Source organism: Metabacillus malikii, from assembly GCF_030813355.1.
Classification (GTDB): Bacteria; Bacillota; Bacilli; order Bacillales; family Bacillaceae; genus Metabacillus; species Metabacillus malikii.
The window spans coordinates 1-15,068 of record NZ_JAUSUD010000005.1; the positions used below are offsets into that span (position 1 = coordinate 1).

Consider the following 15,068-nt stretch of genomic DNA (forward strand, 5'->3'; position numbering starts at 1 on the left):
GTAAGAACCCTGGAAGATGACCAGGTTGATAGGTCTGAGGTGGAAGTGTGGTGACACATGGAGCTGACAGATACTAATCGTTCGAGGACTTAACCAAAAAGAAAAGACACAAACGTTTAAACTCAGTAATAAACTTGAATAGTGAATCGTTATCTAGTTTTGAAGGAACATCCTTCTAACTTAATATGTATCTGGTAATGATGGCGAAGAGGCCACACCCGTTCCCATGCCGAACACGGAAGTTAAGCTCTTCAGCGCCGATGGTAGTTAGGGGCTTCCCCTTGTGAGAGTAGGACGTTGCCAGGTACCTCGAGAAAAAGATCAGTAGAGATACTGGTCTTTTTCTATATCTATCTGATTTTGTTTTATCTCATATTGCATGATTTGAACTCCCTATGCTAAAACTCTTTCTTAACCTTATAAAAAAACTATTACAAAACTTCTATCTTCATTTGAAAACTCATTAATGAGCATTCCTTTAAATATGTTTTGCTGGTCTACGAATATAAAAATATACACCCCCTAATTGTAGCAAAAGAATCTGCAAATTAACTCTCTGGCAATATAACTCTAAATTATTATTGTAATTTATAATTTGAAAGAACGATACCGTTCCAGATAATTATGAATATACCGTATATCGTGGGGCAATCGGGCAATTATAATACTAGTTATTATCATAATTATAATTTCTGTATTGTTTTCCTAGAAAAACTTTAGTACAATGTATCCTAATTTATTCTTTCAACTAGGGAGGAATTTTGTGCTTCAAAATAGCATTGTGATGGTATTAATTATTTTAATGATAAATATTGTTTATGTTTCTTTTTTTACAATCAGAATGATTTTAACTTTAAAAGGCCAACGATATTTAGCCGCGTTTATTAGTATGTTTGAAGTAGTCATTTATGTTGTAGGGTTGGGGTTAGTACTAGATAACTTAAATGAAATTCAGAACTTAATTGCATATGCGGTCGGTTATGGTATAGGTGTAATTGTCGGGATGAAGATTGAGGAAAAGCTAGCTTTAGGTTATATTACAGTAAATGTAGTAACAACTGAAAGTGAGACTAACTTACCGAAACAACTACGTGAAAAAGGGTACGGAGTGACGAATTGGACAGCACATGGGTTAGAAGGGGATAGATTAGCTATGCAAATTCTAACACCTCGCAAATATGAAATAAAGTTATATCAGCTTATTAAAGAGTTAGATCCTAAAGCATTTATTATTACATATGAACCAAAGGCAATTCATGGAGGCTTCTGGGTCAAAGCAGTTCGAAAAGGGAGATTGAAGGATGCCAAATAAGCATAAAAAACAAAAATTTATTGTGGGAGACAATGAAACACTAGATGAGTGTCTAGAAAGAATGAAGTCTGAAGGATATATTCCTGTAAGGCGGATAGAACAACCTATATTTAAAGAAGAGATACGTAATAATGTCGTTGAACATGTACCATGTGGCAGAAAAATTGTTTTCGAAGGCAAATTGCAGTAAAATCCGAACATTAATGTATCATTAAAATAAAACGTTCGATTTTAACGTTGACATCGTTCTGCTTCATTGTTAAGATAAACATGTAAATAAACCTCATATAAAATTGGGAATATGGCCCAAAAGTTTCTACCCGATGACCTTAAATTATCGGACTATGAGGGAAAGTGAACGTATATCTAGAACGGGGAAATTTCCGGGCTTGATATACAGCTTTCTCCTAAATAGAGATAGCTGTATATCAAGCCCTTTTTTAGTCTTTATAAAAGGTGGGAAATAAATGAACTCGCAAGTTGGAGTAATAATGGGAAGTACCTCAGATTGGGAAACAATGAAGCATACGTGTGAGATGTTGGATGAACTTGGTGTACGATATGAAAAAAAGGTTGTATCTGCGCATAGAACACCAGATTACATGTTTGAATATGCAGAGAGTGCTAGAAATAGAGGTTTAAAGGTTATTATTGCAGGTGCAGGTGGTGCAGCTCACTTACCGGGGATGGTAGCTGCTAAAACAAGTTTACCTGTTATTGGAGTTCCGGTTCAATCAAAGGCGTTGCAAGGAATGGATTCATTGTTATCAATTGTTCAAATGCCAGGAGGAGTACCTGTTGCAACGGTTGCAATCGGGAAGGCTGGGGCAACAAATGCCGGGCTATTGGCAGCAGAAATACTATCTACAAATGATGACGCCTTAGCAGAAAGGCTAGATTCGAGAAGAGACGCATTACGTAAAAAGGTGCTAGAGAGCAGTGATGAACTTGAGTAACAATGTTATTTTACCAGGAGCTACAATTGGGATAATCGGTGGAGGTCAGTTAGGTCGGATGATGGCAATTGCTGCTAGACAGCTAGGTTATAAAATTGCAGTTTTAGACCCTACTGAGAATTGCCCATGTGGTCAGATTGCTGATGTCGAAATAAATGCTCAATATGATGATTTAGATGCAATTAAAAAATTAGCAGAAATTAGTGATGTCATAACTTATGAATTTGAGAACATTGACTATGATGCGTTACGCTGGCTTGAAGAAGAAGCACATTTACCTCAGAAAAGTTCTTTGTTGTTGTTAACACAAGACCGTGAAACGGAAAAAGGGGCCATTGTAGAGGCAGGATGTGAAGTAGCACCCTACTATATAGTGAATAGTGAAGAAGCACTTGTCGAAGCTATTGAAAAGCTAGGCTATCCTTCTGTATTAAAGACATGTAGAGGCGGATATGATGGCAAAGGTCAAGTTGTTATACGAGAGCTTGAGGATCGTCATGTTGCTAAAAATCTATTAGCAAACGGTACGTGTATATTAGAAAAATGGGTACCTTTTGAAAAAGAAATTTCAGTTATTGTAACGAGATCAGTGAATGGTGAAACAAAGACTTTTCCAGTTGCAGAGAATATACATAAAGACAACATTCTCTACCAAAGTATTGTACCTGCTAGAATTAGTAAAGATATAGAAGAAAAGGCAGAGAAACTTGCGCTAAAGCTAGCAAACAATTTTCATTTAGTTGGCACATTAGCTGTAGAGATGTTTTTAACTAGTGAAGGCGAAATATATATAAATGAATTAGCGCCACGCCCACATAATTCAGGTCATTATACCATTGACTTATGTGAAACAGACCAGTTCGAACAACATGTACGAGCAATCTGTAACTTACCACTCGGGAAAACTACACTACTACAAGATGGGCTTATGGTAAATATATTAGGAGAAGACTTAGCAATTATTAATGAACATATTTCATTATTAGAATCGGGGAAGCTTCATTTATACGGAAAGAAAGAACCAGCTAATAAAAGAAAAATGGGGCATCTTAATTTAATAAGTCATGACATCGAAGAAGATATTGTAATGATTAATCGATTATGGGGTCATAAATAGAACGGAGGATTTAGAATGATAGAACGTTATTCGAGACCAGAGATGGCAAATATTTGGACAGAAGAGAATAAATTTAAAGCATGGTTAGAGGTAGAAATTCTAGCTTGTGAGGCTTGGTCAGAGTTAGGGATTATCCCGAAAGAGGACGTTGCACTACTTCGTAAGAATGCATCTTTTGATATTGATAGAATTAATGAGATTGAACTTGAAACTCGACATGATGTTGTTGCATTTACACGTGCCGTTTCTGAAACTTTAGGTGAAGAGCGAAAGTGGGTTCATTACGGATTGACTTCAACTGATGTTGTAGACACCGCTTTATCATATTTATTAAAACAAGCAAATGACATTTTACTAAAAGATATCGAGAACTTCATTGATATTTTAAAAGAAAAAGCACAAGAACATAAATATACCGTGATGATGGGACGTACTCATGGTGTTCATGCTGAACCGACTACATTTGGTCTAAAGCTTGCATTATGGTATGAAGAAATGAAGCGTAACTTAGAACGTTTTAAACAAGCTGCAGCTGGTGTAGAGTACGGGAAAATTTCAGGGGCTGTCGGGACATATGCGAACATTGATCCGTTCGTCGAAAAATATGTATGTGAAAAGTTAGGAACTAAGCCGGCACCTATCTCCACTCAAACATTGCAACGTGACCGCCATGCAAATTATATGGCTGCTATCGCATTAGTTGCAACATCGATTGAAAAGTTTGCAGTTGAGATTCGCGGGTTACAAAAAAGTGAAACTCGTGAAGTGGAAGAATCATTTGCAAAAGGACAAAAGGGTTCATCAGCTATGCCACATAAACGGAATCCAATCGGTTCTGAAAACATGACAGGTATTGCAAGGGTTATTCGTGGATATATGTTAACAGCGTACGAAAATGTCCCATTATGGCATGAGCGCGATATTTCTCATTCATCAGCTGAACGTATTATTTTACCAGATGCTACTATTGCATTGAACTATATGTTAAACCGTTTTGGCAACATTGTGAAAAACTTAACGGTATTCCCTGAAAACATGAAACGAAATATGGATCGTACACAAGGTTTAATATACTCTCAACGTGTATTACTTGCCTTGATTGATACTGGAATGACAAGAGAAGAAGCATATGACCTTGTTCAACCGAAAGCAATGGAGGCTTGGGAAAAGCAAGTTCCATTCCGTGGACTAGTAGAATCAGAGGCGAAAATAACAGAACGTCTTTCAGCAGAAGCAATTGCAGATTGCTTTGATTATAAATACCACTTAAAAGGTGTCGACACAATTTTTGAGCGACTTGGTCTTTAAGTGAAAAAATCAATACAAGCAAGGGGCGTTTAGCCCTTTGCACTGCTTTGCATAAAAAACTTGGTGAGAAAATGTAACAAGATATATATTGAGAATTCCCAATATTCTGCCTAGGAGGACTACCATGCGTATTGAAAAGCTTGAGCAATTGTATGAAGGTAAGGCAAAACGAATTTACAAAACAAATGACCCAGGGCTACTTTTCGTAGCATATAAAGATTCTGCAACAGCTTTTAATGGTGTAAAGAAGGAAGAAATAACTGGTAAGGGCCGCTTGAATAACGAAATCTCAACATTGATTTTTGAAAAGCTTACTGCAAATGGTATCGAAAATCACTTTGTGGAACGACTCTCTGAAACAGAACAACTTGTAAAAAAAGTGACGATTATTCCGTTAGAGGTTGTTGTAAGAAATGTTGTAGCAGGAAGTCTATCTAAACGGATTGGCATTGAAGAGGGTACTGAAATAAAGGAACCTCTTGTTGAGTTTTATTACAAAGATGATGATTTAGGAGACCCGTTAATTACGGAGGACCATATTGCTCTCTTAGAAATAGCTACACAGGACCAAGTGGACACGTTAAAAACGATAGCAAAACAAGTAAATGAAGTGTTAAAAGCACATTTCCTATCATGTGATGTTCGCTTAATCGACTTTAAATTAGAGTTTGGATTGACAGATGAAGGAAACATCATCTTAGCTGATGAGGTGTCACCTGATACATGTAGGCTATGGGATATTCACACTAATGAGAAATTTGATAAAGATGTATTCCGTAGAGGAATTGGTAGTTTAACAGATGCATATGAAGTCATTTTAACTAGACTAGGAGGACAAAAGGAATGTACAAAGTAAAAGTTTATGTAACGTTAAGAGAGAGTGTATTAGACCCACAAGGAAGTGCAGTAAAAAGTGCTTTACACAGTATGACTTATAACGAGGTTCAAGATGTCCGTATCGGGAAATATATGGAGCTAACAATTGAAAAGTCTGAACGCGATTTAGATGAAGCAATTCGTGAAATGTGTGAGAAGCTTTTAGCTAATACAGTTATTGAAGATTACCGTTACGAGGTACAGGAGGTTGTCACAAAGTGAAATTCGCTGTGATTGTTTTTCCAGGATCAAACTGTGATGTAGATATGTTTCATGCAATAAAAGACGAACTTGGTGAAGAAGTTGAATATGTCTGGCATGATGAGACGGATTTAAGCCGTTTTGACGGTGTATTACTACCTGGTGGATTCTCATATGGGGACTACTTACGTTGCGGCGCCATTGCTCGTTTCTCTAATGTGATGAAAGAAGTTGTAAAAGCAGCTGAAGCAGGAAAACCAGTTCTTGGTGTATGTAATGGATTCCAAATTTTACTTGAGGTTGGACTACTGCCAGGTGCGATGAAACGTAACGAAAATTTAAAATTTATGTGCAGACCAGTTAATTTAAAGGTTGCAAACAATGAAACAGCGTTTACTTCAGCTTATCAAAAGGATGAAGTGATTTCTGTCCCAATTGCGCACGGTGAAGGGAATTATTATTGTGATGAAGAAACACTTCAAACGCTTAAAGAAAACAATCAAATCGTGTTTACGTACGAAGAAAATCCAAATGGCAGCCTAGAAGATATTGCAGGTATAACGAATGAACGAGGAAATGTATTAGGAATGATGCCTCACCCTGAGCGTGCAGTTGATGCATTACTAGGAAGTGCTGACGGATTAAAATTATTTCAATCAATCGTAAGAAACTGGAGGGAATCTCATGTCACTACAGCTTGAACCAACAAACCAGATGATAAAAGATGAAAAAGTCTATAGACAAATGGGTGTCAGTGATGACGAGTTTGCTCTAATTGAAAAAATAATTGGACGTCTCCCTAACTATACTGAAATAGGAATCTTCTCAGTTATGTGGTCAGAGCATTGCAGTTATAAAAATTCAAAGCCCATTTTAAAGAAGTTCCCAGTAACAGGTGAAAAAGTGTTACAAGGTCCTGGAGAGGGAGCGGGAATCGTCGATATTGGAGATAATCAAGCGGTTGTGTTCAAAATCGAAAGTCATAACCATCCATCAGCAATTGAGCCTTATCAAGGAGCGGCAACTGGTGTAGGTGGAATCATTCGTGACGTTTTTTCAATGGGAGCAAGACCAATCGCAATCTTAAATTCATTACGGTTTGGTGAATTAAAAACACCGCGTGTGAAATATTTATTCGAAGAGGTTGTTGCTGGTATTGCTGGTTACGGTAACTGTATCGGGATACCTACGGTCGGTGGAGAGATTCAATTTGAAGACTCATATGAAGGAAATCCACTTGTTAACGCTATGTGTGTAGGGTTAATTAACCATGAGGATATTAAAAAGGGTCAAGCAAAAGGTGTTGGCAATACAGTTATGTATGTTGGCGCAAAAACAGGTCGTGACGGTATCCATGGAGCAACATTCTCTTCTGAAGAATTAACCGATGATTCTGGTGCCGATCGTTCAGCGGTACAAGTTGGGGACCCATTTATGGAGAAGCTTTTATTAGAAGCTTGTCTTGAAGTCGTTAAAAATGATGCATTAGTTGGAATTCAAGATATGGGTGCGGCAGGTTTAACAAGTTCATCTGCTGAAATGGCAAGTAAAGCAGGATCAGGTATGGAAATGAATTTAGACCTTATTCCACAACGTGAAACAGGTATGACACCATATGAAATGATGCTTTCCGAATCTCAAGAAAGAATGCTCTTAGTCGTTGAACGTGGCAGAGAACAAGAAATTATTGACCTGTTTGAAAAATATGATTTAGAAGCGGTAGCAGTTGGAAAAGTAACAGACGATAAATTGCTTCGTCTTTTCCATAAAGGTGAAATGGTTTGTGAGCTACCTGTTGATGCATTAGCAGAGGAAGCACCTGTTTATCATAAGCCATCTGCAGTACCTGCATATTATAAAGAGTTCCAAGCGATGGATGTTGCACCTATTCAAGTAGATAACTATAAAGAAACACTTATTAATCTATTAAAACAACCGACGATTGCAAGTAAAGAGTGGGTTTATGACCAATATGATTATATGGTTCGTACAAATACAGTTGTAGCACCTGGTTCAGACGCTGCTGTAGTTCGAATTCGTGACACGAAAAAGGCGTTAGCGATGACAACGGATTGTAATTCTCGGTATCTCTATTTAGATCCTGAAGTTGGCGGTAAAATTGCAGTGGCAGAGGCTGCACGTAATATCGTATGTTCAGGTGGTACACCATTAGCAATTACTGATAACTTAAACTTCGGGAATCCTGAAAAACCAGAAATCTTCTGGCAAATCGAGAAGGCTGCAGACGGAATTAGTGAAGCTTGCCGTGTATTAGAGACACCAGTTATTGGTGGAAACGTATCTTTATACAATGAGACGAACGGAACGGCGATTTATCCTACACCTGTAATTGGAATGGTAGGACTAATCGAGGATACGGATTATATTACGACTCAAGATTTTAAAGAAGCTGGAGACCTCATTTATTTAGTAGGGGAAACAAAAGCAGAATTTTGTGGAAGTGAGCTTCAAAAATTAATTCATGGAGAAATCTTTGGACAATCTCCTGAGCTAGATTTAGAGAAGGAAAGCAAAGTACTAGGCCAAATTTCTCGTGCAATTCGTGCAAACACTGTTGCTTCTGCTCATGATGTATCAGAGGGTGGAGTTGCTGTTGCGATTGCAGAGCCATTATTTAGTGGTAGAGGACTTGGTGCTGAAGTAACTCTTTCTGGAGAGGCAACAACAGCATTATTCAGTGAATCACAAACTAGATTTATTGTTTCAGTGAAGAAAGAAAACCAAGAAGCGTTTGAACAACTAGTAGATGCAGTATGTATCGGTGAAGTTACGAATACAAATACATTAGTTGTGAAGGATGAAAATGGTCAATCACTTATCAATGCATCTGTTGAGGAGTTAAAGGATGCGTGGAAAGGAGCTATCCCATGCTTGCTGAAATCAAGGGATTAAATGAAGAGTGTGGAGTATTTGGGATTTGGGGTCACCAAGATGCACCACAAATCACTTACTACGGTCTTCATAGTTTACAACATAGAGGGCAAGAAGGTGCTGGTATCGTCACAACTGACGGAGAAAAGCTTACTAGCATGAAGGGATTAGGTCTAATCAATGAAGTATTTAGTAACGGAAAACTAAATGATATTTCTGGTAAAGCAGCAATTGGCCATGTTCGTTATGCAACTGCTGGAGGAGGCGGATATGAAAATGTCCAGCCGCTCCTCTTTAAATCATCAAGTGGTAGCTTTGCCCTTGCGCATAATGGAAATTTAGTAAATGCGAGTCAAGTGAAATATCAGCTTGAAGCACAAGGGAGTATCTTTCAAACAACTTCTGACACAGAGGTACTTGCACATCTTATTAAAAGAAGCGGTCACTTAGACATGAAAGAAGCAGTAAAGAGTGCATTATCTGTCATCAAAGGTGCTTATGCGTTCTTAATCATGACAGAGACAGAAATGATGGTCGCATTAGATCCGAACGGCTTGCGTCCACTTTCAATTGGTGTTTTAGGAGACGCTTATGTCGTTGCATCAGAGACATGTGCTTTTGATGTCATTGGTGCGAAATATGAGCGTGATGTTCAACCAGGTGAATTATTAATTATAAATGATGAAGGAATTCATTCAGAGCGTTTCTCGATGAATATTAATCGTTCCATGTGTAGTATGGAATATATTTATTTCTCAAGGCCTGATAGTAATATTGATGGAATCAATGTTCATACTGCCCGGAAAAACCTTGGCAAACGTTTAGCAGTTGAGTCTGAGGTTGATGCTGATGTTGTAACAGGTGTTCCAGATTCAAGTATTTCAGCTGCAATCGGTTTTGCAGAACTGACTGGAATTCCTTATGAATTAGGATTAATTAAAAATCGATATGTCGGACGAACGTTTATTCAGCCTTCACAAGCTTTACGTGAACAAGGTGTGAAAATGAAATTGTCTGCAGTACGTGGTGTTGTTGAAGGGAAGCGAGTTGTCATGGTTGATGACTCAATAGTGCGCGGAACAACAAGCCGACGCATTGTCACGATGCTTCGTGAAGCAGGTGCAAAAGAAGTACATGTACGAATTAGTTCACCACCTATCTCAAACCCTTGTTTCTACGGGATTGATACGTCTACACATGAAGAGCTGATCGCATCAAATCATACAGTCGAAGAAATTCGCCAAATAATTGGTGCTGATAGTCTAGCATTCCTAAGTGTAGAGGGTTTACTTGAAGGGATTGGCAGACCTTATGAAGGTGAATTCAAGGGACAATGTTTAGCATGCTTTACTGGACGCTATCCAACTGAAATTTATCAAGATACGGTTCTTCCGCACGAAAAGGCATAAAAAAGAAATTGTTTATGCTATAAAGCTATCCAGTAATTGATTATTAGGGTCAGACCTCTCATTCTTTGAGGAGTCAGACCTTTTTACTTCAATTGATTATTTCATAGGAGCCGGACTAATATACATGTGGTGAAATTTCGGTTAATTTTTGCTCGTGTCTTTTGCAATTGTAGGGGGAGAGTCTAAGGTATACTCGAATCAACCTTTACGATAAGTCCGAAAACAATAAGATTATTAAAAAAGTGCCATTATCAATAGATGTCTCGATAATAGATTGCTAAGGAGGAAGAATGCATGTCTGATATATACAAAGAAGCTGGCGTCGATATAGAAGCAGGCTATGAAGCTGTAACGAGAATGAAAAAGCATGTACAAAAGACGTTACGTAAAGGTGTTATGGGTGGTCTAGGCGGTTTTGGCGGTATGTTTGATTTAAGTGAATTAAATTATAAAAAGCCAGTGCTCGTATCAGGAACAGATGGAGTAGGGACAAAGCTGAAGTTGGCTTTTATGGTCGATAAGCATGATACAATTGGTATTGATGCAGTTGCAATGTGTGTAAATGATATTTTAGCTCAAGGTGCAGAGCCGTTATTTTTCCTAGACTATTTAGCACTCGGTAAAGCAGAACCTGCAAAAATTGAGCAAATTGTTAAAGGGATTGCGGATGCATGTGAGGAATCAGGCTGTGCGTTAGTCGGTGGAGAAACAGCGGAAATGCCTGGCTTATATGATGAAGATGAATACGATGTTGCTGGATTTTCTGTCGGTGCTGTCGAGAAAGATGAGATTGTCACTGGTGAGAATATTAAAGCAGGTCATGTTTTAATCGGTCTTCCATCAAGCGGAATCCATAGTAACGGCTTTTCGTTAGTTCGAAAAATTTTACTGGAAGATAATAAGCTTGATTTAAAAGAAGTATATGAACCATTTACGCAAATTTTGGGAGAAGTTCTTCTAACGCCAACAAAATTGTATGTAAAGCCCGTTCTTGATGTAATAAACAATTATCAGATTGATGGGATGGCGCATATTACTGGTGGTGGTTTTATTGAAAACATACCGAGAATGCTTCCTGAAGGGTTAAATGCAGAAATTGATTTAGGATCGTGGCCAATTCCATCTATTTTTGATTTCCTAAAAGAAAAGGGAAATTTAAATAGTCATGACATGTATAATGTATTTAATATGGGTATCGGCTTTGTTCTAGCAGTGAAAGAAGAGCTTGTTGAAGGTGTAATCAATACTTTGGCCAAAAATGGTGAGAGGTCATATGTGATTGGTCGAGTGAATCAAGGAGCGGGAGTTTCCTTCAATGAAGGTGTGCTTCGATGAAAAAAATAGCTATTTTTGCATCAGGGAACGGTAGTAATTTTCAAGCAATCCTTGACCAAGTACAGGCAGGTGATATCCGAGCAGAGATTAGTCTTGTTGTATGTGATAAGCCACAGGCAGGTGTCATTGCACGAGCAAATGCTGTGAATATACCAGTCTTTAGTTTTAAGCCAAAAGAGTATGAATCAAAGGTGCAGTTTGAAACAGAAATTTTAGCTGAATTACAAAAATATGAGATTGAACTCGTTATTTTAGCTGGGTATATGAGGTTAATCGGCAAAACGCTACTAGATGTGTACGGTGGGAAAATTGTGAATATTCATCCATCGCTTCTCCCATCATTTCCCGGGATAGATGCTGTCGGACAAGCAATAGATGCTGGAGTTAAAGTAACAGGTGTAACGGTACATTATGTCGATGCAGGAATGGACACTGGGCCAATCATTGCACAGAGAGCAATAGAAATAGTGGATGAAGATACGAAGGATACATTAGCTGAAAAGGTTCATAAAGTTGAGCATGTCCTATATCCAGAAGTAATTAAGCAATTAGTATCAAAATAATGTTTAGGGGTGACGATAATGGCGATTAAACGTGCGCTTGTTAGTGTATCAAATAAGGAAAACCTTGTTCCGTTTGTAAAGGAACTAATTAATTTAGGTGTTGAAGTGATTTCAACAGGTGGAACAAAATCACTTTTAGAACAAAATGGTTTAAAAGTAATTGGTATTTCAGAAGTAACAGGCTTCCCTGAAATAATGGATGGACGTGTTAAAACTCTTCACCCGAACATTCATGGCGGCTTACTTGCTGTCCGAAATAATCCAAGTCATATGGAACAACTTAAAGAAAATCAAATTGAAACAATTGATTTAGTCGTTGTTAACTTATACCCATTTAAAGAAACAATTTCTAAACCAGATGTTCAATTCCAAGATGCAATTGAAAATATTGATATCGGTGGTCCTTCGATGCTTCGTTCAGCTGCAAAGAATCATGAGGATGTAACAGTTCTTGTTGATCCAAATGACTATGAAGCAGTATTAGCTGAATTAAAAGGAACAGGTGAAGTTTCACTTGAACAAAAACAACGCCTAGCGGCGAAGGTATTTAGACATACAGCTGCTTACGATGCATTAATTGCTGAATTTTTAACAAAAACAATTGGTGAGGAAGACCCGGAATCTGTTACATATACGTTTGAGAAAAAACAATCATTACGTTACGGAGAGAATCCTCATCAAAAGGCAACATTCTATCAAAAACCATTTGTACCAGTAGCTTCAATTGCTAATGCAGAACAGCTTCATGGTAAAGAACTTTCTTTCAACAACATTAAAGACGCTGATGCAGCCCTACAAATTGTTCGTGAATTCAGTGAGCCTGCTGCAGTTGCGATTAAGCATATGAATCCATGTGGTGTAGGTGTCGGAACTTCTACTTTAGAGGCGTTTACACGTTGTTATGAAGCTGATAGAACATCAATTTTTGGTGGGATTGTCGCTATTAATAGGGAAGTTGATGAAGCAACAGCTCAAAAGTTACATGAAATTTTCTTAGAAATTGTCATCGCTCCTTCATTTAGTAAAGAAGCGTTAGAAGTGTTAACTAGTAAGAAGAATTTACGCTTATTAACAATTGACGTTGCGGCAGCTTCTAAGCCTGAAAAGCAATTACAATCTGTACATGGCGGACTTCTTGTCCAAGATGAAGACATTCTTTCACTTGATGATGTAGAAGTGACAATTCCGACAAAACGTGAGCCAAGTGCGGAAGAATGGAAGGATTTAAAGCTAGCGTGGAAAGTTGTGAAACATGTAAAATCGAATGCAATTGTCTTAGCAAAGGATGAAATGACAGTTGGTGTCGGTGCAGGACAAATGAATCGTGTCGGCTCAGCGAAAATAGCGATTGAACAGGCTGGCGAGAAAGCGAAAGGTAGTGCTTTAGGTTCTGATGCATTTTTCCCAATGTCTGATACCGTTGAAGAGGCTGCAAAAGCAGGTGTTACAGCGATTATCCAACCAGGTGGATCAATTCGTGATGAGGATTCAATTCGTGTAGCAGATGAGTACGGAATAGCAATGGTATTCACTGGAGTACGTCATTTTAAACATTAATCAGTTACTGTAGATTGGAAGTGACTTTCTACAAGAGTATTAGACCCTTAATGCAAATCATATCGGCATTTAGTGAAGAGGGTCTAACACTTATGAGTCATCCTAAACTAAAAGCAGAGTATTAAAATAATATTAATGAGGTGTTTAAATGAAAGTACTAATTATCGGTCAAGGCGGACGTGAACATGCACTAGCATGGAAAGTGGCTCAAAGCAAATTAGTAACAGAAGTATTTGTAGCACCAGGAAATGATGGAATGCAGGAGCTGGCTACATTAGTGCCAATCAGTGAGACAGATAACGAGGCACTTTTAGCGTTTGCACAAAAGGAAAAGATAGATTTTACGTTTGTTGGACCTGAAGTACCATTATTAAATGGGATTGTGAATGTATTCCAAGAGGCTGGTTTGAAAATATTTGGACCAACTAAGGAAGCAGCACTTATTGAGGGAAGTAAAAATTTTGCAAAAGAACTAATGATAAAATACAATATCCCGACAGCTGATTATCAGACATTTACAGATGTCGAGCAGGCGAAAGCATATATCAAGGAAAAAGGTGCACCAATTGTCATTAAAGCAGATGGCTTAGCGGCAGGTAAAGGTGTGACAGTTGCTGAAACACTTGATACTGCAATCGATAGTGTAACAGATATGCTTGAAGGTGCGAAATTTGGTGATGCCTCAAGCTCAGTTGTTGTTGAAGAATTTTTAGCAGGGGAAGAATTTTCACTGATGGCATTTGTTAATGGTGAAAAAGTTTATCCAATGGTCATAGCCCAAGATCATAAACGTGCTTATGACAATGATGAAGGCCCAAACACAGGTGGGATGGGAGCCTATTCACCAGTTCCACAAATTTCTGAAGACATTGTTCAGACAGCGGTTAAAACAATCCTCGAACCAGCTGCTAAAGCACTTGTGAGTGAAGGACGTTCATTTACAGGTATCTTGTATGCTGGTCTGATTTTAACAGCTGAAGGACCAAAGGTTATTGAATTTAATGCTCGCTTTGGAGATCCGGAAACACAGGTCGTTCTACCTAGATTAGAATCAGATTTAATAGAAGCACTTCTTGCTATTTTAGCGGACAAGCCAGTTGAACTAAAGTGGTCTGAAAAGGCAGTGTTAGGTGTTGTCCTTGCTTCAAAGGGATATCCTAATGAGTATGCGAAAGGGCAACCAATCGGTACACTTTCTGAAAAAGAAGACGCTGCCGTGATTTTCCATGCTGGGACGAAAAAAGCTGGTTCAGAATTTGTCAATAATGGTGGACGTGTTATCGTCGTTTCAGGCTATGGTGATACAATCCAGGATGCCCAGCAACAAGCATATCAGCTTGTTGAGAAGGTAGCATCGCCAGCGTTATTTTACCGAAAAGATATTGGAAATAAAGCAATTAAGCACGTCGTTTCTTAATATAAACATATAATAACGCAACAATTCCTCCAATTAAGGCTATTAATAGAAATGACATATCAGTAAAATACTCAATAAACATTTTTTATCTATACCTCCATTTAGAAAATAAGGGGCTGGCTATC

The 15,068-nt window shown here is 38.1% G+C and carries 15 protein-coding genes, 2 rRNA genes and 1 riboswitch; of the genes, 16 read left to right on the forward strand and 1 reads right to left on the reverse strand.

All coding sequences use genetic code 11. The features are described 5' to 3' along the window. The 16 genes from J2S19_RS06825 to purD form a co-directional block, all read left to right on the forward strand. A 23S ribosomal RNA gene (locus tag J2S19_RS06825) occupies positions 1–97 on the forward strand; the annotation flags it as partial. A gap of 93 nt (positions 98–190) precedes the next feature. After that, positions 191–306: ribosomal RNA gene (rrf, locus tag J2S19_RS06830) — 5S ribosomal RNA — on the forward strand. Positions 307–763: 457 nt separating this feature from the next. Next, on the forward strand, positions 764–1,312 hold the full coding sequence (locus tag J2S19_RS06835) for a DUF2179 domain-containing protein (protein ID WP_307339166.1): 549 nt from the start codon (positions 764–766) through the stop codon (positions 1,310–1,312). Further along, positions 1,302–1,502 (forward strand): NETI motif-containing protein, encoded by a 201-nt coding sequence (locus tag J2S19_RS06840; protein ID WP_307339168.1) that lies wholly within the window; start codon positions 1,302–1,304, stop codon positions 1,500–1,502. Before J2S19_RS06835 ends, J2S19_RS06840 begins: the two co-directional genes overlap by 11 nt. A 73-nt stretch (positions 1,503–1,575) precedes the next feature. Further along, positions 1,576–1,677, forward strand: a riboswitch (purine riboswitch). A 102-nt stretch (positions 1,678–1,779) separates the two neighbouring features. Beyond that, the gene (gene purE / locus J2S19_RS06845; protein ID WP_307339170.1) at positions 1,780–2,268 is read left to right on the forward strand and encodes a 5-(carboxyamino)imidazole ribonucleotide mutase; all 489 of its coding nucleotides are present in this window, start codon (positions 1,780–1,782) and stop codon (positions 2,266–2,268) included. Continuing rightward, positions 2,255–3,385: a 5-(carboxyamino)imidazole ribonucleotide synthase gene (purK, locus tag J2S19_RS06850; RefSeq protein WP_307339172.1), complete on the forward strand. Its 1,131-nt coding sequence runs from the start codon at positions 2,255–2,257 to the stop codon at positions 3,383–3,385. The genes purE and purK overlap by 14 nt, the downstream gene beginning before the upstream one ends. 15 nt (positions 3,386–3,400) lie before the next feature. After that, on the forward strand, positions 3,401–4,693 hold the full coding sequence (purB, locus tag J2S19_RS06855) for an adenylosuccinate lyase (protein ID WP_307339175.1): 1,293 nt from the start codon (positions 3,401–3,403) through the stop codon (positions 4,691–4,693). A 130-nt stretch (positions 4,694–4,823) separates the two neighbouring features. Continuing rightward, complete coding sequence (gene purC / locus J2S19_RS06860) at positions 4,824–5,549, forward strand: phosphoribosylaminoimidazolesuccinocarboxamide synthase (RefSeq protein ID WP_307339616.1); 726 nt, start codon at positions 4,824–4,826, stop codon at positions 5,547–5,549. Then, positions 5,537–5,791: a phosphoribosylformylglycinamidine synthase subunit PurS gene (gene purS, locus J2S19_RS06865; protein WP_307339178.1), complete on the forward strand. Its 255-nt coding sequence runs from the start codon at positions 5,537–5,539 to the stop codon at positions 5,789–5,791. Before purC ends, purS begins: the two co-directional genes overlap by 13 nt. After that, the gene (gene purQ / locus J2S19_RS06870; RefSeq protein ID WP_307339180.1) at positions 5,788–6,471 is read left to right on the forward strand and encodes a phosphoribosylformylglycinamidine synthase subunit PurQ; all 684 of its coding nucleotides are present in this window, start codon (positions 5,788–5,790) and stop codon (positions 6,469–6,471) included. Before purS ends, purQ begins: the two co-directional genes overlap by 4 nt. Beyond that, positions 6,455–8,683 (forward strand): phosphoribosylformylglycinamidine synthase subunit PurL, encoded by a 2,229-nt coding sequence (purL, locus tag J2S19_RS06875; protein WP_307339181.1) that lies wholly within the window; start codon positions 6,455–6,457, stop codon positions 8,681–8,683. Before purQ ends, purL begins: the two co-directional genes overlap by 17 nt. Next, on the forward strand, positions 8,659–10,071 hold the full coding sequence (gene purF / locus J2S19_RS06880; protein ID WP_307339183.1) for an amidophosphoribosyltransferase: 1,413 nt from the start codon (positions 8,659–8,661) through the stop codon (positions 10,069–10,071). The genes purL and purF overlap by 25 nt, the downstream gene beginning before the upstream one ends. Positions 10,072–10,365: 294 nt before the next feature. Then, positions 10,366–11,406, forward strand: a complete 1,041-nt coding sequence (gene purM, locus J2S19_RS06885) for a phosphoribosylformylglycinamidine cyclo-ligase (RefSeq protein WP_307339186.1) — start codon at positions 10,366–10,368, stop codon at positions 11,404–11,406. Further along, entirely contained in the window at positions 11,403–11,969 is a 567-nt protein-coding gene (gene purN / locus J2S19_RS06890; RefSeq protein ID WP_307339187.1) for a phosphoribosylglycinamide formyltransferase, read from the forward strand. Before purM ends, purN begins: the two co-directional genes overlap by 4 nt. Before the next feature lie 18 nt (positions 11,970–11,987). Beyond that, the gene (gene purH / locus J2S19_RS06895) at positions 11,988–13,526 is read left to right on the forward strand and encodes a bifunctional phosphoribosylaminoimidazolecarboxamide formyltransferase/IMP cyclohydrolase (protein ID WP_307339189.1); all 1,539 of its coding nucleotides are present in this window, start codon (positions 11,988–11,990) and stop codon (positions 13,524–13,526) included. Positions 13,527–13,674: 148 nt separating this feature from the next. Then, positions 13,675–14,943, forward strand: coding sequence for a phosphoribosylamine--glycine ligase (purD, locus tag J2S19_RS06900; protein ID WP_307339192.1), 1,269 nt, complete (start codon positions 13,675–13,677; stop codon positions 14,941–14,943). Here the strand turns inward: purD and J2S19_RS23695 are convergent. Continuing rightward, positions 14,924–15,025, reverse strand: coding sequence for an EYxxD motif small membrane protein (locus J2S19_RS23695; RefSeq protein WP_370875086.1), 102 nt, complete (start codon positions 15,023–15,025; stop codon positions 14,924–14,926). The two genes, purD and J2S19_RS23695, sit on opposite strands and share 20 nt — an antisense overlap. Positions 15,026–15,068: the final 43 nt, after the last annotated feature.

What these genes read in the sequence shown, in the direction of transcription:
- purN (WP_307339187.1), top strand. Translation starts at nt 11,403, where the DNA reads ATGAAAAAAATAGCTATTTTTGCATCAGGGAACGGTAGTAATTTTCAA.
- purE (WP_307339170.1), top strand. Translation starts at nt 1,780, where the DNA reads ATGAACTCGCAAGTTGGAGTAATAATGGGAAGTACCTCAGATTGGGAA.
- purD (WP_307339192.1), top strand. Translation starts at nt 13,675, where the DNA reads ATGAAAGTACTAATTATCGGTCAAGGCGGACGTGAACATGCACTAGCA.
- purM (WP_307339186.1), top strand. Translation starts at nt 10,366, where the DNA reads ATGTCTGATATATACAAAGAAGCTGGCGTCGATATAGAAGCAGGCTAT.
- purS (WP_307339178.1), top strand. Translation starts at nt 5,537, where the DNA reads ATGTACAAAGTAAAAGTTTATGTAACGTTAAGAGAGAGTGTATTAGAC.
- J2S19_RS06840 (WP_307339168.1), top strand. Translation starts at nt 1,302, where the DNA reads ATGCCAAATAAGCATAAAAAACAAAAATTTATTGTGGGAGACAATGAA.
- purF (WP_307339183.1), top strand. Translation starts at nt 8,659, where the DNA reads ATGCTTGCTGAAATCAAGGGATTAAATGAAGAGTGTGGAGTATTTGGG.
- purK (WP_307339172.1), top strand. Translation starts at nt 2,255, where the DNA reads ATGAACTTGAGTAACAATGTTATTTTACCAGGAGCTACAATTGGGATA.
- J2S19_RS23695 (WP_370875086.1), bottom strand. Translation starts at nt 15,025, where the DNA reads ATGTTTATTGAGTATTTTACTGATATGTCATTTCTATTAATAGCCTTA.
- purH (WP_307339189.1), top strand. Translation starts at nt 11,988, where the DNA reads ATGGCGATTAAACGTGCGCTTGTTAGTGTATCAAATAAGGAAAACCTT.
- purB (WP_307339175.1), top strand. Translation starts at nt 3,401, where the DNA reads ATGATAGAACGTTATTCGAGACCAGAGATGGCAAATATTTGGACAGAA.
- purL (WP_307339181.1), top strand. Translation starts at nt 6,455, where the DNA reads ATGTCACTACAGCTTGAACCAACAAACCAGATGATAAAAGATGAAAAA.